We start from the raw sequence: 21,534 nt of genomic DNA, 5'->3' as shown, positions 1-21,534 counted from the left end.
TCGAGCGCCTTTTCGCTGTCAACACCACTTATGCCCCCATTGATGAATGCGAACTCGTGAGCATCGGCTCAGTCTTGCAAGAGGTCGAACAAACGGTAACCTTTCGCCGACCCCGTGATCTGGGGGTCTGGATTCGTAGCTCCCGGTGAGAATTATTCTGGCCCGCCGCTCGACATTCGCGCGGTGCGCGGGCAGCTTTCACTGCAGCGCATACGGCATCTTACGAAGCGGCATATCGCATTGGGCGATCCGGGAATCCTCACCCCGCTTGCCTTTCCAGAAGTTACGAAAACCGCATCTCCTAACTTTAGCGTGAGTGTAATTCCACATTATGTTGACCAAGGTAATACGGCAGCACAGGAGCTGGTTTCCCGACTGGGAGCTCACCACATCGACGTAATGGCACCAGTCAGCCAGGTGATCAAGGAAATCGCAACGAGTAGATTCGTGATCTCATCAAGCCTACACGGCGTGATCGTTGCGGAGTCGTTCGGCGTTCCCAATGCCTGGGTGCAGTTCAGCGACCAGGTAATTGGTGGTCGTTACAAGTTTGATGATTTTTATTCGGCGTTCGCAACCAAGCGTGAACCCGTTTCACCGATAGACCTAATGGATCATCTCGACCATTACATCTCACTGTGGCGCCCTCTCCGGAATCTAGCATTCATTCAATCAGACCTGATGCGTTCGTTCCCGATGAGACCGGCCAAGTGAATATTGGTCAGCCGGCGGCTTCATCGTCGCAAGCGGCGGAGCAGTGTTGAAGCTCGGTTCTTTATTTTGCCGAGCGCCCGCACGAACAGGCTACGCGACCGTCGGGCCGACCGCTGTTGAATGGCAAGCAAATCCTGCTCAACTTTCTGAAGATTTCGCCGGTAGGCTGCAGCCTCTGCCCGAAGCTGCGACAGTTCAGCAATATCCCGATGAGCGAACGAAGAGCCCAGCTGATCACGCACTTGTGTTCTCTCAGCCTCCGTAGAAAGCCGCGCATGTTTTCGCTGAGCATCGTCTGCCAGCTTGCGGATCTCCCAATCGATTGCCTGACCTTCTCGACTACTGGGCTCGTAACCCAGACGGTCGGCGATGGAGCTTCCCTGCACATAGGCATCGAAAAGACCGTAGATGTGCTTTGGCGTTGGTCTGCTCGTTACTATTGATCCCTCACGAATGCGTCGGTATAGGAGCGCGCGTGGTTCATAGGCGACTCGTTTTGCGGCTAGCGCGTTCAACAGCGTGTAGGGGTTGTCTTCGTGAAATGTTCCCTCGGGGAATGTGACGCCCTTTTCTTCGATAAAAGAGCGGCGTGCAAGCTGCAGCGGCGGGCCCGGCTTCCAATCATCGTTCGCGGTCATCTCGACGAGGAGTTCGACACCTGGTTTGACTCCGGGGTAGCTGTCGCTGCGCTGGTAGTAGATGCGGTAGCCACCCTTTTCACATTCGAGCTGCGGCGAGTCAAAGAAGGGTTCGGCGTCAAAATACAGGATGTCGAGCTGCTCGTTGGCGGATTTTCTTGAAAGCACTTCCAGTGCTTCTTCGTGCAGGCGGTCATCACTGTCTAGGAAGTAGAGGAACTCTCCCGTGGCATGTTTGATCCCAAAGTTTCGCGCGGCACCAACCCCCTGGTTCGTTTCGAGCGCGAAGAGCTGAATGCGCGCATCACCAGCGGCGAGTTCCTCTGCGATAGCAACTGAGTCGTCGGTCGATCTCCATCGTCAACGATGATGATCTCGAGATCACGAAGCGTCTGCCGCGTGACACTTGAAATCGTCTCAACCAGATATTTGCTCGCGTTATAAACCGGCACGATGACCGAAATGCGAGGCTGCTTGTCAGCAGAGCTCGTCATGAGGTCTACGCCTGGTCGAGCAGTCGCTGGATGTAGCGACCGTAGCCCGACTTTTTCAGCGGTTCGCCGAGTCGAGCGAGCTGCTCGTCGTCAATCCATCCGGCGCGCCAGGCAATTTCTTCGATGCAGCCGATCTTGAGACCCTGACGGTCTTCAATCACCTTGACGTACTCCGATGCCTGCATCATCGATTCGAAGGTTCCGGTGTCGAGCCAGGCAGTACCGCGGTCGAGCACATGCACCTGCAGTTTGCCTGCGTCGAGGTAGGCCGAGTTCACCGAAGAGATCTCGAGTTCGCCGCGTGCCGAGGGCTTGACGTTCTTGGCGATTTCGATGACGTCGTTGTCGTAGAAGTACAGACCCGGCACGGCGTAGTTTGACTTCGGCTGCTTGGGCTTTTCTTCGATCGACAGCGCCTTCATGTTCTCGTCGAATTCGACGACGCCATATGCGGTTGGGTCGGCCACCTGGTAGGCGAAAATGAGCCCGCCATCGATCTCTCCGTGGGCGCGCAGTGACGATCCGAGGCCGGTGCCGTGGAAGATGTTGTCACCGAGCACGAGCGCGCATCCCGAGTCGCCGATGAATTCTTCACCGATGATGAATGCTTGTGCGAGCCCGTCTGGGCTGGGCTGCTCGGCATAGTCGATCGTCATGCCGAGATGTGAGCCATCGCCGAGCAGTGCGCGGAACTGCGAATTGTACTCGGGTGTGGTGATGATCAGCACCTCGCGAATATCGGCCATCATGAGGGTCGATAGCGGGTAGTAGATCATCGGCTTGTCGTAGATGGGCATGAGTTGCTTCGAGATGCCCTTGGTGATCGGCCAGAGCCGAGTGCCCGAACCACCGGCGAGGATGATGCCCTTCATACTTACGCACCTGCCTTTTCGTTGAGCTCGTTGTAGAACGCTACACAGTCTTCGTACTTCGGCAGCAGTCCCTGCTCTTTCGCTTTGAGCAGGCCCGGCGCCTCGGTGTCTTTGGGTGAGAGCAACAGCTCGTCTTCGGGCAGCTGTAGATCGAGCCCGATGGTTTTGCATAGCGGGTTCACGCCGTGTTCGCGGCCGGGTGCGTAGGTGGCCGAGCAGAGATAGCTGACGGTCGAGTCATCCTCGAGTGCAACGAAGCAGTGGCCGAGGCCCTCGGGGATGTAGATGGCACGACGGTCTACGTCATCGAGTCGCACCTGGTCCCATTGACCGAAGGTGGGCGAACCGACGCGGATGTCGATCACAAAGTCGATCACCGCGCCGCGGGTGCAGGTAACGTACTTCGCCTGGCTCGGCGGCACATCCGCGAAGTGGATGCCGCGGACCGTGCCGCGCTTCGACACCGAGGTGTTGGCCTGCTTGAGGTCGAGGGGGTGCCCCACTGCCTCAGCGAGTTTGTCGAATCGGTAGTACTCGAGGAAGACACCTCGGTCGTCGGGGAACTGCTTCGGTGTGATCTCGAAGCTACCTGCAATGCTCAGTTCGCGGATATCCATAGTTAGCAGTGTACGGCTCGATCATGGATATAACGGGCGCCAGCGACGGGAGCCGCGAATAAATGTAGCAAGCACACGCGTGTCATGCTCCTAAGTAACCTGCAAGTCGGAATTCTGCTGCTGATCGCATTGGGCGGACTCTGCAGTGATGCGTCGTCGAGCGCGCCAATCCACCAAGGCAAGTGCGAGTACGGCTACCAGAGTGATCGCCGACACGGTCGCCCCTACTCGCAAGCCAGGAGTTTTGTATTCGAGCGTGATTGTGTGTTCTCCCGCATCAGGAACGTACACGGCGCCACCCACGTGATCCGCTCGAAACAACTCGGTCTGTTGACCGTCAATGGTGGCCGTCCACCCCGATCGGTCGAGGGAGTCGGCCACGACTACCCACCCGGCGCCCGTTGAGTTCACCCGAATCGTGTTCTGGTCGAGATCGTTGCTTGGCAGCACCTCTATCGTTGCTGTCGATCCAGGGGTTGCGGCATTAGCGGGGTTGCGTTCGAGCACGACCATATCCGGTGCTAGACCGCTACCCAGTAGTTCCATACGTGCCGCTGCGTCTTCTTCAACCACGACATCATTCGCCCAGCGCACTCGATCAAGCGCACTTGTGCGCTCAATCAAAGTAACGTTCCCCGTTTGCGCCACATTCATCCCATCAGGGAGGGGACGAAGAGCTGAAATAGCAAGATTTCCCTGGTCATCCGCCCCGAGGGTGACTATGCCAGGTTGTTCTTCGGCCTCAAGCTCAAGGTGCCAGGGCTGGTCTTCGGAGAACTCGTCGCCATCGAGCGGAATGAATGTTTCTTTATCTATCCGCCGCAACAAAAACTGGGCCTCTGTCAGCACGGTACCGTCGTGCCCAACTACGCGCGCATGCAGTGGTATTTCAGTGCCTGCGGGAAGGCTCGCAGCCAAAGCAGTGACCTGAATGCCACGAACAGGACCGGTGAACTGTCCACTGCGAATCACACCATCTGCTCGCAGATCAATGGGCGAATCGCCGGTACTTAGTTGTTCCAGGCGGCCCGGCACCGATTCAGCACTTCCCACCGCGACGTAGCGCACGGCCAAACGGTCGAGGATCGGACTGTCAATAACCTCTTCCAGTAGACCTGATGGGATGCTCGGGTATGTCGGGGTAACGAGCACATCCGGATAGACTTGCTGCAGCATGTCTTTCCATCGCCCAGTCATGAACGCGTGACCGAGCACATCCCGAGTTTTGTAAACCGTTGACGCTCCCGTGGGTAATGCTCCGCCGAGAGCAACGAACCTGTCGTCACCAAGGTTTTCCTGCAGATAAGTAAAGGCCTCAGCAGGGGCGTAGTAGCTTTCGGGCTTGCTGTGCGGCCACCAAGCTCGCACAATCAGTAGGCTGGGCACAGCCATGACTGTGATCAGCCCCACTACAACGAGGTTCTTGAACCAGCGCTGACTCACGAGCGGAATTAGCGCCACCATCACGAGTGCGACCACAGCGAATACTGCAGAATATTTAACCCATCTGGCAGACCATTCCGGCAGCTTCGAACCTTCTTGCGCAACGCTTGCGGCTTGTACAACGAGTACCGCAAAAAAAGCAGCAAGCGCCCACCCGGCAAGATCGCGCAGCACAGTGCGTGTTGCAGCATTGCGGCTGCTTGTGGTTTCACTCTGCGCGAGCGCAGGAATACGGGCACTCATGAGCGTCGTGACACCGTAGGCAGCGAGCACAGCGACGCAGAATCCGAAAACCGCCCGTAAGCGACCGATCAGGCTGGTGCTCATCGTCGGCAATTGTTGAATGGCATCGAGCACGGGCCCGCCCCAGTACATGGCTATGCCGCACAGTGTCGCTGCGATAACGAAGAACCACATCGGCGCGCGTGAAACCAGCAACCGCCGGTGAAATACCAGTGCGAGCAGTGCGCAGAGCACGACGACCACGCCCAAATACGACAGCGCTTCCACAGGGTTGAACGGTCCGGTGAAATTTTTCATTCCAGCGGTGCCGACCGCATAGGGCAGGATGGCGGTGCCGAACGCTTCTGGGTTAAGCGAAGAGCCACGGTAGTTGCGCACCGAAAAATCGAGCACATCCTTAGAATTCAAATAGAACGGCAGGAGCGCGACAGCGGCGAGCGCCCCAGCGCTAATCATCCCGGCCGCGTATCGCAAAGCGTCACCACAGAACTGCCAGATCGCACCGCTTTCACGCCACCGCGTCTGCGCAACGGCACGAACAACACCGTAGGCGCAAGTGAGATACGCGGTATGGAAAACTAGCGCAGGGAAACCCCCTAGCCACATCGCAGCGAAGGCGAGCGCAAGTGGCCAAAATGCGAACCATTTTCGGCGAGTAACTGCGTAGTCGGCAGCCCAGAAAGCGAGGGGGATGAGCGCGGCAACGCGAGTTTGTGGCCAGTTGGTCCAGGCAATCATGAATCCCGATGAGCAGAACGCAAGCGAAGCCAAAGGCCAGGTAACTGCCGGAAGTTTGAGTCGTCGCAGGAAAAGTGACATGCCGAGCGCCACTACCGCAAACTCAAGCACCTTAACGAGGGCCGGGGCAATTTCCGGCGGCGCAATCCACCAGGGCAACGACAATGGCGACATGAGGCCAGTGTTCGGCAAACCCGCGAATTCCTCACCGCCAACTATGTAGGGGTTCCATTCGGGAAAATCTCCCTGATGGAGGCGATCCGCAAACTCGATGGAGCGGGGAATGACCGAGTCGACAGTGTCGCCAGAAACGCTGTTGATCAGTTCACCATCAATCGTGGCGTTCTCCCAATATGCCGGTGAACGCAAGAGCATGTCGGTTGCGGCGAACACCTTGCCGGAGAAAAGTGACGAGAGGACCGAAACCACAACAAACCCGACGTATACCGCCCAGCCCAGCCCTACCGCAGCCATGGCAAGTCGACGCCGACGCCGGTCGGCGTCGCTCACGTACTTGCTTCGGTCAACTGCGTGGGCGCCGGTTGTTCTCTTCGAAGTGCGGCTATCCGAAGCGGAGTTTGACGGTTGCTGTCGCCCTGAACTAGCTGCTATCTGTTCGGGAGTGGCCGCCGAGGACGGATCCGCGGGGTTCGGTTTCGCGTGCGATACCGATTCGTTGGTCATTGCGCTCCCATAATCAAGTACTGCCAACCACCGTCAAGTCACGTCCCGCCCTCGCGCCGACTGACCACGCGCTGCCATGTGCGTGGCAGGTGTTGTGTTGAAACCTCCGGCGCGAATGCCCGACAGGCGTATGACGTCAAGATACCTCACCCTACCAATCGAGCCGCGCCAGTCGCTCGTCTGCCTTCGGGTGTCCTAGACCGATTGGTCGGTGATGTGTTGCAGGATCTCTACGTAGCGTTTACCGATGGCCGCTTTACTGTAGCGCTCGTTTGCCCGCTCCGCCGCAGCCGCACCGAGCACCTTGCGTCGGGGCTGATCATAGGCAAGCTCTCGAATAGCCGTCGCGAGTGCGTCGGAGTCATTTGGCTCAACCAGTAGCCCGGTTTCACCTTCTACTACAGCCTCGGAGATTCCAGGCAAGTCAGACGCAACAATTGCGCATCCTGACCCCATAGCTTCAAGCAGTGCAACAGGCAGTCCGTCCTGATCGCCGTTGACCGTCGGGACTGAGGGAAAGAGTGCTAGGTCAGAATTCGCGTACGCCTCACGCAACGCTTCGCGCCCTTGTGTGCCAAGGAAGGTCACACCTTCCGACGCAGATGCTTCAAGTGATTCCCTAAGCGGACCGTCCCCAATGACCGTGAGCTCCCAGTTGACATCTTCGAGCGACCGGAGAGCTTGCAACAACACGGACACCCCTTTTTTCTCGACAAGCCGTCCTACGAACAGCAGTCGAAGCGTGTCGTCGGTGGACGGCACGTGCGGTCGAACGGTGCTCAGGTCCGCCCCCATGGGCAACACTTCAACCCTGTCTGGATCCGCTCCAAGGTCAACCACCAGCTTGGCCATCTCTTCGTTCATGACGGTTACATAAGCGGCACGCTTAAGCACCCAACGTTTCAACGCACGGAATGGCCCGCTGTTGAGCGCATAAAGGTCGCCCCCCAGTGTGGTGATTACCGTCGGTGTGGTCGGCGCCACGAGACGCGCCACGATCCCCTGCGGGATAATCCAATGGGCATGAATTATGTCGGGTTTCCCACGACGAACAGCCCGAAATGTCGCTACAGTTTCAGCGAGCAAAAAGGGAACGACTTGCAGAAGTCGTGACTTGCGCGTGCGAATGTTTTCAATAATCGCCCCGTCTGCAAGGTCTTCCCACCTGCGGGGAAAGAACCGAAAACGGCGTACACGGAAACCATTACGTTGTTCGTTCCGATCACCACCGGGGACGGCAGGAACGAGCACGGCTGTGTCAAAGTGCTTGGCCTGCTCACTCGCGAGATCCGCGACGAACTCCGGGGTACCGTCACCGGGTACAGCGGGAAACGTTGATGCGAGGACTAGCAGCCTTGACTTGCCCAAGATTCTCTCCATCCAAGCTAGGGTTATTGAGATGTCGCAAGTATTCCATAACGCCTCCACGCCAGGGTTTGCCCTCGTCGGCGCGAATGGCTTCATTGGTTCTCACCTTCGTGAGCTCGCTCGCGAACGAGAAATCAGCCACTGTGACTTTACACGTCAACATCCAGCCACCAACGCTGGAGTCGCGCACCCCGACCTACTCTCCGCCCCCGTCGTCGTATGGGCAGCCTCAATGATCACTCCGGCGACCGCCGAAGAAAGCCCAGAGGCAGTGTCGGCCGAAAGATCTGCGTTTAGCGAGCTCGTGACCTCCCTCGCAAACTCCCCGAGAGATCATCACCTTGTAGTCATGTCCTCCGGAGGCACGGTATACGGCGGCAATGACGCACCGTATGTGGAAACAGACGTCCCTCAACCCGTCAACCGCTACGGTGCAGCAAAACTTGCACTTGAAAATATCGCTCACGGGAGTGGTGTCCCAACGACCGTGCTGCGAGTTGCGAACGCGTACGGCCCCGGCCAACAAGCAGCACGCGGACAGGGCGTCATTGGCTACTGGCTGCGAGCCCTCCGCGACAAGAAACCCATCTCAATTTTTGGCAACGGTTCTACTGTGCGGGATTACGTGTATGTGAAAGACATCGCTGAGGCAGTCTTAGCTGCTGCTTCACTTACATCTCCTGAACCGTTCCGTATCATCAACATCGGCTCAGGTGAACCCACGACGCTCACACAGCTAGCAAGGCTTTGCCTCGATGTGGCAGGAGCTGACAGCGCGATCAAATACCAAGAGAACCGAGGCTTTGACACACCTGCCAACTGGCTAGATGTACGCGCCGCTCTCGACTATCTGAATTGGGAACCCACGGTCACGCTGCGAGACGGTCTTAAGCTCACCTGGGAATGGGTCCAAACCGCAGATTAGTTCGCCCCATTTCCCAACACGAACGCACCGGAACTAGCTGACTGGCCCATCCTTAACAGCACCGTCAATCTCGACAGTTGAAAAAGTGCGTCGAGAAGCAATAAGTGCCGCCACTCCGAGCGCCACATCGGCGAGTGTGGATATCACTCGAGCTAACAGCACGATAAGCACGAGTTCGCCAGTGCCCAACACTCCTTGCAACATCGCGGCGAGCACAACCTCGCGTACACCAATGCCTGCCGGCATAAAGAAGATCACGAAGCCGACAGCCCATGAGAGTGAGTAGCCGCCCACGACAAGGAGCAGCGACTCGAACGACGGAGTGAGCCCCAACTGAATGGCGAGCAACCAGATCATCAGCCCAGCAAGCATCCAGCCGCCAAGCGCCCAGCCCGACGACGCCAAGATCTGACGCGCTTGCAGCGGGGATTCAAGAGCCGGGCGCTTGGTTACACGAAGCGCAAACTCAATTAAGCGGTTGAGCACCGTCGGAATAAGCAGACAAGCAACGAGCGGAATGCAAATGAGTGCGACCGTCGTCCATGGTTGCGGAAGCGCACCCGTTAGCACAATGCCGGGAATTGCAAGCACCCCGGCAGTCACAATCGAGATCAGGACAGAAACCACCATCGCAGACAATGACCGACGGCGTGGAATCTGATGCGCCGCCCCCATCTCGACGACCGCGAGATAGTTCCATACACCCCCGGGCACAAATTTCCCTAGTTGAGACACAAAGAACAGCCGACCGGCTGCACCGAACGATAGTTTCGTGCCGAGCCCAATCAATACCGCGCGCCACGAGAGCATCGTAAGCACCACATAGATAATTCCAATCGCGAGCGAGACCAAAGAAACCCACCATGGGAATTTCTGCACCGCATCCATTACCGATGGCCACACCGACGCGAGCGCCCAGGCAGCACCTGCAAGGGCGACGAGCACAAATGCGTAACGAACAGGCTTACTGCGTAGAGCTGCAACGACTGTTGCCACCATGCTCTTCTTAGGCCCGTTGGTGTGTGCGTCGGATTCGGTGGGCTGCTCCGACTTTGCCTCCGAGTTACTGGCTGGATTCGTCAAAACGCAGTCGCTGCACTTCCTCGACGCCATCGGTGTCGTGCCCCAGATCGAGCACGGTGTACTGCGTACCGGCCACGTGCGGGCCGCCAAACTCAATGCGTTTAACGCGCTCTAGCGTGTCTTCAAGCAGCACGCGGTTGGTGCGCTGCAGGTCGGCTATCACCAGCAGCACGAAGCTCAAGAATGATCCCAGCATGAACATCACGCCGAGCAACAGCGACTGCATATTGCCTGCGCCGTCACCCAGCAAGAAGAATACGAACCAGCGCACCATGGGGATCAAGCCAATGATCGCCATGATGATGCCGATAGTCATCAGCACCACATGCGGCTTAAACATCAAGAACGAGCGCACGATGGCGGTACCCGACTTGAACATGTGCTGCCAGATGTTCTTGAACAACCGAGACTCGCGTGTCTTGGCGTTTGTCTCAACCGGCACCGAAGCAATCCGCAGGCGTTTGTTGCCAGCCTGGATGATGGTCTCCATGCAGTAGCTGAACTGCGTCACCACATTCAGGCGAAACAACGCGTTACGCGAATAGGCACGGAAACCCGATGCGGCATCCGGCAGCTTCGTGCCGGCGGCCTTGTTCACCACACCCGACCCGAACCGCTGCATCGCCTTCTTGAACGGCGAGAAGTGCTTAATGGTCGCGGTCTGACGGTCAGCGATCGCGATATCAGCTTCACCGGCGATGATCGGTGCGAGTAGATCGGGGATGCGGTCTTGCGGGTACTGGTTGTCACCATCGGTGTTGACGACAATGTCGGCGCCGTGGCTGAGCGCGTAGTCGACACCGTCACTAAACGAACGTGCGAGCCCCATATTGCGGGCGTGGATCACAAAATGCTCAACACCCAGCGAACGCGCGACCTCAACCGTGCGGTCGGTTGAACCATCATCAATTACGAGGATGTGCAGCTCGTCAACTCCGGGAATCTCTTTCGGGATCGAGTTGATGACGAGCGGCAGAGTCTCCTCTTCATTCAGGCAGGGGATCTGAACGAAAACACGCATGCAGACAAGTCCTATGCAACGGGGCCGAAATCAAACCCCCATCATACCCGTGAGCGTGACAATCGCAGCCGTCATTTTATGTTTCCGAACGGTGGGCTAGGTTACCTGAAGGATGTCTAGCTCAATTTTGCGCGCACACAGCCCCTCGCCACCAGGCGATGGGGACCGTCCCCGCATCCTGGTGCTGCTCGCCACGCACAACGGTCAAGAATTTCTCGACGAACAACTCAACTCGGTGCTTTCACAAGCCGATGTTGACGTCACTGTCCTGGTCTCTGACGACGCATCGACCGACCAAACCATCCCGATGCTGGCGCAACGCGCCGAAACCGATTCACGCGTCGCCCTACTTGAACCCGGCCAGTTTGGCTCGGCGGCAAAAAACTTCGCTCGGCTGATCCGGGATGCCGACCCCACCGGTTTTGATGCCGTCGCCCTGTGCGACCAGGACGATATTTGGCGCCCCGGAAAGCTCCGCCGGCACTTTGACATTTTGTCGGCACCCCGCGGACTCGACGGCCTCGGCAGCTACTCGGCAGTCTCGTCGAACGTTACGGCCTTTGCCCCCGACGGCACCCGGCAGCTGATCGTCAAGAATCAGACCCAGCAGCTCGCCGACTACGCCTTCGAATCGGGTGGCCCCGGCTCAACCTTTCTCATCCGGCCCGAAGCGTTCCGGCTTGTACAGCAACAGCTACGCAACCCGCAAAGCAGCGCCAACACCGCAAGATCGCACGACTGGCTCATCTACGCACTCATCCGCGCCAATGGTGGGCGATGGTTCATCGATGGCGAACCAACTGTCGAATACCGCCAGCACGAAGACAACGTCCTTGGCGCCAACGAGGGCTGGCGCCAACATTTGCGCCGCCTGGCAGTGATTCGCGAGGGCACCTACCGAGCCGACGTAGCCAATGTCGTCGTCGCCGCACTCGAGGTTGCAGACGCAAAACACTCGGCGCGGCTGCACTGGATCGCGACACAGATCGAAACAAACAGCCTTCGATCACGCCTTCGCCTGGCTCGCCGTGCGCGCCATCTTCGCCGCCGACGCCGCGATCAACTCGTGCTGGCGGCAACCATCGCGCTAGGCATCTGGTAGCACCTTGCGCACATCCTGACCGGAAACGACGCGCGACTTGCATCCGACGTCGCTACCATTGGTGCGCCCACCGAACCACACCCACCACGAACCCGAGGGAGAGTGAATGAGCCCAGCCGTCCGCGCACAGCGGCCCATTCCGGCCCCGAGCACCAGCTACCTCCCCGAGGTACAGGGGCTGCGAACCGTTGCGGTTGTGCTGGTCGCGATCTTTCACATCTGGATCGGCCGGGTCTCGGGCGGCGTCGATGTTTTTCTCCTCATCTCGGCCTACCTGCTCACCCGCTCACTCACCGCGAGCGCAACCGCCGGCAATGCACCCAAGCCGCTCCAATTCATCCTGCGCAAATTTGCTCGCCTGCTGCCGCTCGCCGCCGCAACCATCCTGCTGACGCTCGTGGCGGGCTGGCTCATCATGCCCGCGTCCCAACACGCCACCCTCACCGGGGATGCGCTCGCCTCGCTCGGCTATTTCGAAAACATCCGCCTACAGCAGCTGCAAGCCGACTATTACGCGCACGATCTCGGTGGCGCGAGCCTGTTCCAACACTTCTGGTCGCTGTCGATCCAGGGGCAGGTGTTCATCATCTGGCCGCTGCTGCACCTGCTCGGCTACGCGATCGCGCACCGCAGTGGCCGCCGGCTGCCCCGGGTGCTGGGCCTGATTTTCGGGATCGTTTTTATTGCTTCGTTCGCCTGGTCGGTGTTGCACACCATCGACAACCAGCCGCACGCCTACTTCGACACGTTCGCGCGGATGTGGGAATTTGCGCTCGGATCGCTAGTGGCGCTAGTCGCCAATCGCCTGCAGCTGAGCGCCGGGATGCGCAACCTCATGTCGTGGCTGGGGCTGCTCGGCGTGGTGCTGTGCGGCATCGTGCTGCCGGTTGAATCAAGCTTCCCCGGGTTTGCCGCACTGTGGCCAACCCTCTCGGCCGTGCTCATCATCGTGGCCGCCGAAGCCAGAAACGACGAGCCACCGGCACGCTTCAGCGCCGAACGGCTCCTCGCGACCGGGCCACTGCGCTGGCTCGGGCAATACACCTACGCGCTCTACCTCGTGCACTGGCCGCTGTTGCTGCTCGCCGTGCAACTCACCAAAAACACCGAACCCAATTTCATGTTCGGCACCGGGGTGCTCGCAGTCGCGTTCGGTTTCAGTTTTGTGCTGACCGAACTCATCGAAAAACCCGTCTCGCGCGTGGGGAAACCGCGCAACCCCGCCCGCCACCTGGCCGTCATCGCCATTGCCGCGATCATGGTCGCTGCACCGGCGCTCATCCACACCCAGCAGCGGCTCGCCAATAATGCCAGTTCGCAGGCGCAGCTCGAAAACGAATTCGCCACCGCAACCAGCACCCCCACCCCCGCCGAAACCGAGGATGCCTACGACGGCCCCGATTTTGCGCCGCTGGATGTGCAAGTGGGCGCGCAAAACCCAGATGCACCCGCCAATCCGTCCCCGGTACCCGACGACCCGGATGCGGCACAAACCTACGCCGGTGAAGGCACCGACTGCACCGACCACGCACCCAACCCCGGTGACGACGCCATTTGCTGGGAGCTCGCCTCCGGCAACACCAAAGCACCCACCGCGTTTTTCGTGGGCAATTCACACACCCAGCAGCTGGCACCGGTCGGCTATCAAACCGCCGCGATCACCGGCTATCTCAATGTGCGAGTGCAAGCCGGCCCGAGCTGCACGTTCACCTGGCAGCCCGGCCTGCAAGCGGCCGATGTGTGCGACCGAGTTTGGTTGGATGCATCCGATTACATCGCCGATAAACAGCCCGAACTCGTCGTGGTACTCGGCACAAAATCGGCACCCGACGGCACCGAAGAAACCTGGGAGCATTTCCCCACCTGGCTGAAACAGATGCGCAAGACCTCGCCCGATACGAAATTTGTGGTGGTGCGCGACAACCCCCGGTTTGAGGTGTCGCCCTACGAGTGCGCGCTCGTCAACGGGTTTGATTCACCCGACTGTCAGCATCCCGCAAACAAACCGGTGAGCAAGACCTACATCAAACAGATCGAGGATGCTGGCGCGCTCTGGGTCGATTTCACCGACTACTACTGCCCCGACGGCACCTGCCGTCCCGAAGTCGGGGGTGTCGTCACCTGGTTCGATGCGAGCCACATCACCACTGCGTTCTCGCGCACACTCACCCAGCGGTTCGCTGACGAAATCCACGACCACGTGCCGTGGTGGCCCGACCAGGTGTTTGCTGAGTAAATCCGTAAAAATCACTGGATGGCGAGAAAGTGTCTCGACAGTTGAGTACAATTTCTGCTCGAGCTAGCTCCTCCGAACAACAGCGTAGTTGATACACCAGGAGAGAACATGAGCAATAAGTGTGAGCTGCACCTGCTAGTGCAGCTCACACTTCGCAAACTGACAGTGAGGGATTCTAAATGAGAGTCTATCCGCATCACAACACAGTTGGATTGATTTCATTCACCGTATTGCTAGCGCTTCATATAATTGCCGGTTTCTACGACGCGCAATCTTCGGTGTACCCCTCACCTCAGACTATGACAGCGGCGTTCTTTCAGGGACCAGCTCGCCTGCTATTTCCAGTGGTCGTGGCGCTCATATGTCAACCAATACTCTACCGCCTTATTGAGGAACGATACATTGTCTCGACGCGCACCCGGATTGATGTGAGGAAGCTACTCACTCAAAATATTATTCACGCATGCTTGAAAGCAGGGGCACTGTTCTTTATTTTTGGGCTAACACTCTCTTGCATCGGCTACTGGATCGCACCCGCACTCTTCCCAGATGCGATTTCCCCCACACAGTACGGCCTACACAGCAGTGACGAGATTCTTGCCGAGTCTATCCAGACCGCTCCGTTAGCCGGTGCTCTCAACCTCAGCCCATTAGCTTTTGTCGCGGCTATTTCCTGCTGGACCAGCCTGACCGCAATTGCTTTCGCTCTTGCCACCGCGATCGCCTCGCTGACCATCAACAACTCACTCGTCGCACTCATCGTGCCATTTATCTGGTTTTTTGGAACCTCGACTGTCGCGCAGATTGCCGGACTACCTGAGTACTCGTTCACCATCACCACCCCATATCCCTACGGCCTCACCAACTTTAAACTTGTACCTGCAGCCATACCAATGGGAGTCACATTCCTTATAGGCATAGCCGGATGCACATTCATCATACTGCGGGCTCGCCATTCGGGACGCTTTTCATGATCAGGCAGTTTTGGAACACGATTACCTGGTGGCCCTCCCTTACTCTTGCATTGCTCCAGGTCGGGTTAACTCTCTACGCATTATCCCAACCGCCTGAGTCATACGGTCAGCAAAATGCGTGGGATGTTTTCCTGCCACAACTTTCAGAGACACGCACCCTGGCGCTCGTTACATTCTTGTGGTGGGCCCTTCTACTCGCCCGCCAGATCCCGACCGTCGTTTCACCCGAGCGACTCATTCGACTTGGCTCGGTTCTACGGTCGGTGACTTATTCACTAGTGCAGTTGCTTCCCAGCCTTCTTGCTGGGCTACTCCTCGTTTCGGCGTCAACCTACTGTGTCGCGAGCGCGAAAAGTAACAGCCTTTATTGGAGCGAAAGCGCACATCTACTACATGACCTTAGAGACGAAATCCAACTATCTGTGTTCAGCCCGGGAGCACTGCTCGCACACTTTGAGTCACCCTTCACTGCTCTCATCGCAATACTCGCGTGGTGCGCGACTGGCTACCTGCTGATTGCTGCGCTGTGCATCGCGGTCGCAGTTCGTTTCGGACGAGTGACAGCAGCTGTCTTGCTTTGGACAGTCTTTTCAGCCATGGCAATCACCACGTTTGCAGGGAGCATGGATTCCTTTTTGCCCGTGAGCCTAGTGTCACTCCCTTGGGCGATCGGAACCGAAACCTTCACCACTTCAATAGTTGTCTTTTTCTGCATACTTGCACTGACCTCGCTGATAACAATGTACTCAGTGAGCGCAATAGCGAATTACACCCGAGCCCTTTTTTCTCATCGCGTTTCCGGCCTGGTTTTTCTTGCCATCGCCATACCATTAGCCCTTTCTTTCCCAACCAACACATCCGGCACTGCCGACAGATTAGCAGGAAGAAATAATGACCTAATCTCGTATGCGGTCATACAGATAATACTTTTCGGGTTCACTTCTCTGTCAGTTTTGCGAGTGCGGAAACAATCAACACCCAGATCCGTTTTCGAACAGCGAGCCATTCGCTACGGAACGAACGGCCGCTGGCTAAGACACCTGTGGTTGCGCGAAGTTGCCTGGATATGCTGCTGGATTGGCGCATTCCTCGGGCTAGTGGCCCTCATCGACACATCCGCACAAAACGACACTTTTGGTCCCGAACAACTGCCGTACTTGCTTCTTGCCGCAGGATCTGGCGCAGCAGCCCTTTGCATTTTCTCATTTTCGACAACTCTTTCCCTCATCTGGTGGTCATCAATCGACAAGACCTGGATCGCCATCTGTTCAGTAGTGCTCTTAATCGGCTACGCCCTGCCTCCAGCAGCCATAAACCCTGGCGCACCCTACTCAATCGACCCGGGCTTACAAAGCATCAATTATGGATCCATTCTAGCGATCTGGCTGCTAGCTCTTGCCTCTAGCATATTTGCCCTACTTATCCCCAACCGATACAAGCATCCCCAACCTGTATAAATAGTCCAACTAGTAAATCTCTTCACAGTGCAGAATGGAGCGTAAAGCGCATGGAATCAGTGATTCAGGCGGTCAACGTCAGCAAGTCTTATCGCCAACGGCCGCTGTACACCGACGTAAACTTCGAAATACCCCAAGGAACCATTACCGGATTAGTCGGACCCAACGGTTCAGGCAAAAGTGTTTTACTCAGACTCATGTGCGCTCTTGCAGAGCCAGATAGTGGGAGCATCAGCATTTCACCCCGGTTTCTCTCCAAGCGGCGCACCTACCCTGACCGGTTTGGCATCATTATTGATCGACCAGGCTACCTGCCAGATGAAACCGGGCTCGACAATTTGCTACAACTCGCCGAAATACGCAAACGTGTGAGCGAACAGGAGATACGTTCACTCATGCAAACTCTCGGACTGGATCCCGACCTACGTCAAAAAATGCGGCACTACTCGCTGGGCATGAAACAAAAGATTGCTATCGCACAGGCCTTCATGGAGAACCCCCAGGTACTGCTTTTCGACGAGCCATTCAATGCACTCGACGCTGATGCCGTAACAACCGTGATGGAGATGATTCGCGACTTTCATGCGAATGGAGGAACCGTGGTGTTCACCAGCCACGATTCAGAGCATATTCGCTCACTATCACAACGTATGCTCACAATTCGCAATGGAACTGTCACCACATCGGATAGCTCCGTGGCTGATTGACGCGAGTGTGACAACGCGATTACCCATGTGCCGCCCGCGAATACGCATCAACGTGGATGCGTGCGCAACGTTCCCAGGTGAACTCGGCCGCGCGCGCCAATCCCGCCGCGCGCAACCCGGCAGCAGCGTCAGCATCCGTCAAAATATTTTCGAGCGCATCCGCGAGCGCTGCAGGCTCGGGTTCGGCATACACAACCGCATCCCCACCAACCTCGGGCAGCGCCGTGCGATTTGTTGTCACCACCGCAGCCCCGGCCGACATTGCCTCAAGCACCGGGAGCCCGAAGCCCTCCGCAATTGACGGATAACAGAACGCGCTCGCGCCACCCAGAAACGTCCGCAGTTCATCCAGCGGTAAATACCCGAGCTCACGCACCCCCGAATCGGTGCCCGCCGCATCCAGCAGCTCGATCGCCTCGGCATCCCAACCCCGCTGCCCCGAAATCAGCAGCAGCGGAGCGTCCGCCCCCAGGCGCTGGTTCAGGATGCGGTGCGCGCGAATCAGTTGCGCCACCTGTTTACGCGGCTCAATCGTGCCGAGAAACACAATATAGGGACGGTCGCCAAGCTCGTACTTATCGCGGAAAGCCGCGACCTCGGCCGCGGTCGGTTCGTGAAAAACATCCCGATCAACACCGTGCAGCGCCACCGTCATTGCCCGCCGCGGCCGGCCCGCATACCGCTCAATTTCACGCGCCGTCGCCGCAGAGGGTGTGATCAGCCACACATCCGCCCGCACCGCCGCGCGAATCCAGCTGCTAAAAAAGCGCCGTTTGACGGCCGTATGCGCCTCGGGATCAGAAAAAAACGTGGCATCGTGCAGCGTCACCACCCGCCGCAGCGGCGTACCGCGCGGGAACGAATAGTGCGGCGAATGAATCACCTCGGCACGCACCTCACCTGCCAAACGCAAAAGGCCCGTCTGCTCCCACGCAAACCGCGCCGACCGTTTAGCCGTGGTGCGCGGGGCCACATGCAGCTCGGCGTTCGGCGCCAGCGCAGCGAAATGTTCGCGATGTTCGGCCCGGCACACGAGCACCGGTTTAAAACCAATTTCCTCGAACCCGGTGAGGAGGCCCTCAAGGTAGCGCCCCACTCCCCCGAGCTGCGCCGGCACCGAAGTGAGATCAATCAGCGTGCGCGGCTGCCGCGCCGGCGCACCCTCAGCCGCATCCTGTGGCAGCGCAGACGGCGCATCCGCAACCGACTCGCGGCGCGCACCAACCGGCGCGAACACCCCCGCCAACGCACCGCGCGCCCGCGCCCGACCAAGCTCGCGCTCATCCCGTGGCCGGCGCGGATCGGCAGCCGTCAGCGCACCCTTCACCGCACCCGCGAGCGTGCGCCCGGTGGCCGCAATCCGCATCCGCGCCGGACCATTGCGCCGCGCGTTCCAAGCCCGGTTGCGGGCATTCCACTCCACAAAACCGGGGCTCGTGGTGCCAGAGCTCCCCGCGTGCTGATGCACCGAAACCGCTTCGGGAACATAGGCAACCGACCAGCCGGCCGTGCGCATCCGCAGCGATAAATCGGTGTCTTCGTAATACATGAAATACCGCTCATCAAAACCGCCGAGCGCCCGCACCGCATCAGCCCGCAGCCCGCAAGCACCGCCATGAAACCCGAGCACACTGCGCGGAAACTCGGTGCCAACCGGCGCCAACCAGCCACGGTCAAGACCATTACCCGAACGGGTGAGCTGATTCCCGGTCGAATTAATCAGCCGCTGCCCGTGCTCACCATCTCGGGTGCGCCGCCAACGCGCGCCATCATGACCCACAAACACCTCGGCAGCCGGCGTGTCTGATTCAGCCGCAACGAACTCCCCCGCCAACTGCACCTGCGCAGTCACCGCACCCAGCCGCTCATCATTCGCGAGCTCGCTCAGTAGTGCCGCCACAAAACCCGGCTGATACACCGCATCCTGATTCAGCACCAGATAGGCATCGGCCGGATACTCAGCCATCGCCCGGTTAGCGGCAGCCCCATACCCAAGATTGGTGCGCAGCTCGAGCACCTCGGCCTCGGGGGCTTCGGCCCGGATGCGCGCAACCGTATCGTCGGACGAGCCATTATCGGCCGCCACAACCCGCAACCGCATCCCCGCCGGCACATGCTGGTCGAGCAGCGACCGCACCGCCGCGACCGCCTCCGCCCCACCATTCCAAGTGACGACAATGGCCGTTGCTGTGACGATTCCGCTCATACCAAAAACGCTACCCTGCCTGGCTGGCAGACCAAGACTTTGCTGCGGCTCAGCGTTTGCCGCGCTAGCGATGCTTCGCCCCGGTAGGCTAGAAGGCAGTGTTTGCGCCCAAGCGGCGCAGTTTGGGAAACCGAGAAGGAATGCAATGAAACTACTCGTCACCGGCGGTGCCGGCTTCATCGGCTCGAACTTCGTTCGTCGTGCACTGAACGACCAGCTGCCCGGCCTTGAAGGCGCCGAAATCATCGTGCTCGACGCCCTCACCTACTCGGGTGTGCGCGAAAACCTCGACCCGATCGCCGACTCGCCCCGCTACGAGTTCGTACACGGCGACATCTGCGACGCCGAACTGCTCGACACACTCATGCCGCGCGTTGACGGCGTGGTGCACTTCGCCGCCGAATCGCACGTCGACCGCTCGGTGCGCGACTCGTCGATCTTCTTCGAAACCAACGTCATCGGCACCCAGCGCCTGCTCGACGCCGCCCTCAAACACGGCATCGACCGCTTCGTGCACGTGTCGACCGACGAGGTGTACGGCTCGATCGAAGAGGGCGAATGGACCGAAGAGTGGCCGCTCGAGCCCAACTCGCCCTACGCCGCATCCAAGGCCGGCAGCGACCTCGTGGCCCGCAGCTACCACCGCACCCACGGCATGAACATTTCGATCACGCGCTGCTCGAACAACTACGGCCCCTACCACTTCCCCGAAAAACTCATCCCGCTGTTCGTCACCAACCTGCTCGACGACAAGCACGTGCCCCTCTACGGCACCGGCGAAAACGTGCGCGACTGGCTGCACGTTGACGACCACTGCCGCGGCATCGCGCTCGTCTACACCAAGGGCCGTGCCGGCGAGGTCTACAACATCGGCGGCGGCACCCAGCTCACCAACGTCGAGATCACCAAGAAGATCCTCGAGCTCATGGGCAAAGACTGGTCGTACGTCGACCACGTCGAAGACCGCAAGGGCCACGACCTGCGCTACTGCGTCGACATCACCAAGATCCAGAACGAGCTCGGCTACGAACCCCAGGTGCCGTTCGAGCAGGGACTCGCCGACGTCGTGCAGTGGTACCGCGACCGCCGCGACTGGTGGGAGCCGCTGAAGGAGCGTGCCGCTCTTGAAGGCTAGCCAGCGCTACCTCATCACCGGCGCTGCGGGCATGCTGGGCCAAGACCTCCAGCGTGCCTTGCAGGGCCGCGACGTCACCGCGCTGCGCCGCACCGACCTCGACATCACCGACGCGGATGCGGTGGCGGCGGCGGTCGCCGGCTACGACGTGGTAATTAACGCCGCCGCGTACACCGCAGTCGACCAGGCCGAAACCGATGAGTCGGCCGCGCACCTGCTCAACGCCACCGCCGTCGAGCACCTCGCCAAAGCTGCCGCCGCCACGGGCGCCAAGTTCGTGCACTACTCCACCGACTACGTGTTCCAGGGCGACGCCACCGAGCCGTACGACGAAGACGCACCGCGCGATCCGCTGAACGCCTACGGACGCACCAAAGCCGACGGTGAAATCGCGGCGCTGGCCGCGCATCCCGACGGCACCTACATCATCCGCACCGCCTGGCTCTACGGAGCCGCCGGCGGCAACTTTGCCAAAACGATGGTGAAGCTCGCCGGCTCGCACCCCGAAATTACGGTGGTGGATGACCAGCGCGGCCAGCCCACCTACACGCGCGACCTGGCCGAACAAACCGTTCGGCTACTGGATGCAGATGCTCCCGTCGGCATCTACCACGGCACCTCCTCGGGTGAGTGCACCTGGTTTGATTTCGCGCGCGAAATTTTTCGGCTCACCGGCAACGACCCCGAACGAGTCAAACCAACCGACTCGAGCGCGTTCGTTCGCCCCGCCGCCCGCCCCGCCTACTCGGTGCTCGGACACCGACGCTGGCACGAGGCCGGACTCGAACCCATCCGTGACTGGCGCGAAGCGATTGCCGCCGCAGCCGACGACGGCGTACTCGTGGTCGACCCCACGCCGGTTGCCGAGGTGCGCTAG

17 protein-coding genes and 2 pseudogenes are annotated in these 21,534 nt (G+C 59.1%); 9 read left to right on the top strand and 10 right to left on the bottom strand.

Annotated elements, in window-relative coordinates; all coding sequences use genetic code 11:
* Positions 1-183 precede the first annotated feature (183 nt).
* Positions 184-714, top strand: coding sequence for a polysaccharide pyruvyl transferase family protein (locus JMV54_RS03525; protein ID WP_201517527.1), 531 nt, complete (start codon positions 184-186; stop codon positions 712-714).
* Between the two features lie 20 nt (positions 715-734).
* On the opposite strand, the gene JMV54_RS03520 is transcribed toward JMV54_RS03525, so the two are convergent.
* The 7 genes and pseudogenes from JMV54_RS03520 to JMV54_RS03495 form a co-directional block, all read right to left on the bottom strand.
* The gene (locus JMV54_RS03520; RefSeq protein ID WP_230972797.1) at positions 735-1,520 is read right to left on the bottom strand and encodes a glycosyltransferase family protein; all 786 of its coding nucleotides are present in this window, start codon (positions 1,518-1,520) and stop codon (positions 735-737) included.
* Positions 1,521-1,532: 12 nt separating this feature from the next.
* A pseudogene (locus tag JMV54_RS10820) lies at positions 1,533-1,649 on the bottom strand (glycosyltransferase family A protein); the annotation flags it as partial.
* A gap of 68 nt (positions 1,650-1,717) precedes the next feature.
* Positions 1,718-1,846 (bottom strand): annotated as a pseudogene (locus tag JMV54_RS10815) (glycosyltransferase); the annotation flags it as partial.
* Between the two features lie 5 nt (positions 1,847-1,851).
* A complete protein-coding gene (gene rfbA, locus JMV54_RS03510) occupies positions 1,852-2,718 on the bottom strand; it encodes a glucose-1-phosphate thymidylyltransferase RfbA (RefSeq protein WP_201517525.1) in 867 nt (288 codons plus the stop codon).
* A 2-nt stretch (positions 2,719-2,720) separates the two neighbouring features.
* Positions 2,721-3,335: a dTDP-4-dehydrorhamnose 3,5-epimerase family protein gene (locus tag JMV54_RS03505; RefSeq protein ID WP_201517524.1), complete on the bottom strand. Its 615-nt coding sequence runs from the start codon at positions 3,333-3,335 to the stop codon at positions 2,721-2,723.
* Between the two features lie 90 nt (positions 3,336-3,425).
* Complete coding sequence (locus tag JMV54_RS03500) at positions 3,426-6,269, bottom strand: glycosyltransferase family protein (RefSeq protein WP_201517523.1); 2,844 nt, start codon at positions 6,267-6,269, stop codon at positions 3,426-3,428.
* 369 nt (positions 6,270-6,638) lie between these two features.
* Complete coding sequence (locus JMV54_RS03495) at positions 6,639-7,823, bottom strand: glycosyltransferase family 4 protein (RefSeq protein ID WP_201517522.1); 1,185 nt, start codon at positions 7,821-7,823, stop codon at positions 6,639-6,641.
* Between the two features lie 19 nt (positions 7,824-7,842).
* Here JMV54_RS03495 and JMV54_RS03490 point away from each other — a divergent pair, with 19 nt between their 5' ends.
* Complete coding sequence (locus tag JMV54_RS03490) at positions 7,843-8,736, top strand: NAD-dependent epimerase/dehydratase family protein (RefSeq protein WP_201517521.1); 894 nt, start codon at positions 7,843-7,845, stop codon at positions 8,734-8,736.
* Between the two features lie 33 nt (positions 8,737-8,769).
* Here the strand turns inward: JMV54_RS03490 and JMV54_RS03485 are convergent, their stop codons facing one another.
* Together JMV54_RS03485 and JMV54_RS03480 are read right to left on the bottom strand one after the other, a co-directional pair.
* On the bottom strand, positions 8,770-9,735 hold the full coding sequence (locus tag JMV54_RS03485) for a lysylphosphatidylglycerol synthase domain-containing protein (RefSeq protein WP_201517520.1): 966 nt from the start codon (positions 9,733-9,735) through the stop codon (positions 8,770-8,772).
* Between the two features lie 64 nt (positions 9,736-9,799).
* Positions 9,800-10,840, bottom strand: a complete 1,041-nt coding sequence (locus JMV54_RS03480; protein WP_201517519.1) for a glycosyltransferase family 2 protein — start codon at positions 10,838-10,840, stop codon at positions 9,800-9,802.
* A 112-nt stretch (positions 10,841-10,952) separates the two neighbouring features.
* On the opposite strand from JMV54_RS03480, the gene JMV54_RS03475 reads away from it, so the two are divergent.
* The 5 genes from JMV54_RS03475 to JMV54_RS03455 all read left to right on the top strand — a co-directional run bounded on the left by JMV54_RS03475 (position 10,953) and on the right by JMV54_RS03455 (position 17,316).
* Positions 10,953-11,942 (top strand): glycosyltransferase, encoded by a 990-nt coding sequence (locus JMV54_RS03475; RefSeq protein WP_201517518.1) that lies wholly within the window; start codon positions 10,953-10,955, stop codon positions 11,940-11,942.
* Positions 11,943-12,048: 106 nt separating this feature from the next.
* Positions 12,049-14,178 carry an acyltransferase family protein gene (locus JMV54_RS03470; RefSeq protein ID WP_201517517.1) on the top strand — a complete coding sequence of 710 codons (2,130 nt, stop codon included), beginning with the start codon at positions 12,049-12,051 and terminating at the stop codon, positions 14,176-14,178.
* A gap of 179 nt (positions 14,179-14,357) precedes the next feature.
* Positions 14,358-15,152: a hypothetical protein gene (locus JMV54_RS03465; RefSeq protein WP_201517516.1), complete on the top strand. Its 795-nt coding sequence runs from the start codon at positions 14,358-14,360 to the stop codon at positions 15,150-15,152.
* Between the two features lie 596 nt (positions 15,153-15,748).
* Positions 15,749-16,609: a hypothetical protein gene (locus JMV54_RS03460; RefSeq protein WP_201517515.1), complete on the top strand. Its 861-nt coding sequence runs from the start codon at positions 15,749-15,751 to the stop codon at positions 16,607-16,609.
* 50 nt (positions 16,610-16,659) lie between these two features.
* Positions 16,660-17,316, top strand: coding sequence for an ABC transporter ATP-binding protein (locus tag JMV54_RS03455; RefSeq protein ID WP_201517514.1), 657 nt, complete (start codon positions 16,660-16,662; stop codon positions 17,314-17,316).
* Positions 17,317-17,335: 19 nt separating this feature from the next.
* On the opposite strand, the gene JMV54_RS03450 is transcribed toward JMV54_RS03455, so the two are convergent.
* On the bottom strand, positions 17,336-19,522 hold the full coding sequence (locus JMV54_RS03450; RefSeq protein ID WP_201517513.1) for a glycosyltransferase: 2,187 nt from the start codon (positions 19,520-19,522) through the stop codon (positions 17,336-17,338).
* A gap of 145 nt (positions 19,523-19,667) precedes the next feature.
* Between JMV54_RS03450 and rfbB the strand changes: the two genes are divergently transcribed.
* Positions 19,668-20,657: a dTDP-glucose 4,6-dehydratase gene (gene rfbB / locus JMV54_RS03445; RefSeq protein ID WP_201517512.1), complete on the top strand. Its 990-nt coding sequence runs from the start codon at positions 19,668-19,670 to the stop codon at positions 20,655-20,657.
* Positions 20,647-21,534, top strand: coding sequence for a dTDP-4-dehydrorhamnose reductase (rfbD, locus tag JMV54_RS03440; RefSeq protein WP_269144439.1), 888 nt, complete (start codon positions 20,647-20,649; stop codon positions 21,532-21,534). The genes rfbB and rfbD overlap by 11 nt, the downstream gene beginning before the upstream one ends.

The sequence above is a fragment of the Gulosibacter hominis genome (assembly GCF_904842695.1).
GTDB lineage: Bacteria > Actinomycetota > Actinomycetes > Actinomycetales > Microbacteriaceae > Gulosibacter > Gulosibacter hominis.
Note: the sequence above shows the minus strand (reverse complement) of the source record. Positions and strands in the feature narration are given on the sequence as shown.

Bases quoted from the DNA above. Each gene is read 5' to 3' on its own strand.
- rfbA (WP_201517525.1), bottom strand. From the start codon at position 2,718: ATGAAGGGCATCATCCTCGCCGGTGGTTCGGGCACTCGGCTCTGGCCG.
- JMV54_RS03505 (WP_201517524.1), bottom strand. From the start codon at position 3,335: ATGGATATCCGCGAACTGAGCATTGCAGGTAGCTTCGAGATCACACCG.
- JMV54_RS03495 (WP_201517522.1), bottom strand. From the start codon at position 7,823: ATGGAGAGAATCTTGGGCAAGTCAAGGCTGCTAGTCCTCGCATCAACG.
- JMV54_RS03490 (WP_201517521.1), top strand. From the start codon at position 7,843: ATGTCGCAAGTATTCCATAACGCCTCCACGCCAGGGTTTGCCCTCGTC.
- JMV54_RS03485 (WP_201517520.1), bottom strand. From the start codon at position 9,735: ATGGTGGCAACAGTCGTTGCAGCTCTACGCAGTAAGCCTGTTCGTTAC.
- JMV54_RS03480 (WP_201517519.1), bottom strand. From the start codon at position 10,840: ATGCGTGTTTTCGTTCAGATCCCCTGCCTGAATGAAGAGGAGACTCTG.
- JMV54_RS03475 (WP_201517518.1), top strand. From the start codon at position 10,953: ATGTCTAGCTCAATTTTGCGCGCACACAGCCCCTCGCCACCAGGCGAT.
- JMV54_RS03470 (WP_201517517.1), top strand. From the start codon at position 12,049: ATGAGCCCAGCCGTCCGCGCACAGCGGCCCATTCCGGCCCCGAGCACC.
- JMV54_RS03465 (WP_201517516.1), top strand. From the start codon at position 14,358: ATGAGAGTCTATCCGCATCACAACACAGTTGGATTGATTTCATTCACC.
- JMV54_RS03460 (WP_201517515.1), top strand. From the start codon at position 15,749: ATGGCAATCACCACGTTTGCAGGGAGCATGGATTCCTTTTTGCCCGTG.
- JMV54_RS03455 (WP_201517514.1), top strand. From the start codon at position 16,660: ATGGAATCAGTGATTCAGGCGGTCAACGTCAGCAAGTCTTATCGCCAA.
- JMV54_RS03450 (WP_201517513.1), bottom strand. From the start codon at position 19,522: ATGAGCGGAATCGTCACAGCAACGGCCATTGTCGTCACTTGGAATGGT.
- rfbB (WP_201517512.1), top strand. From the start codon at position 19,668: ATGAAACTACTCGTCACCGGCGGTGCCGGCTTCATCGGCTCGAACTTC.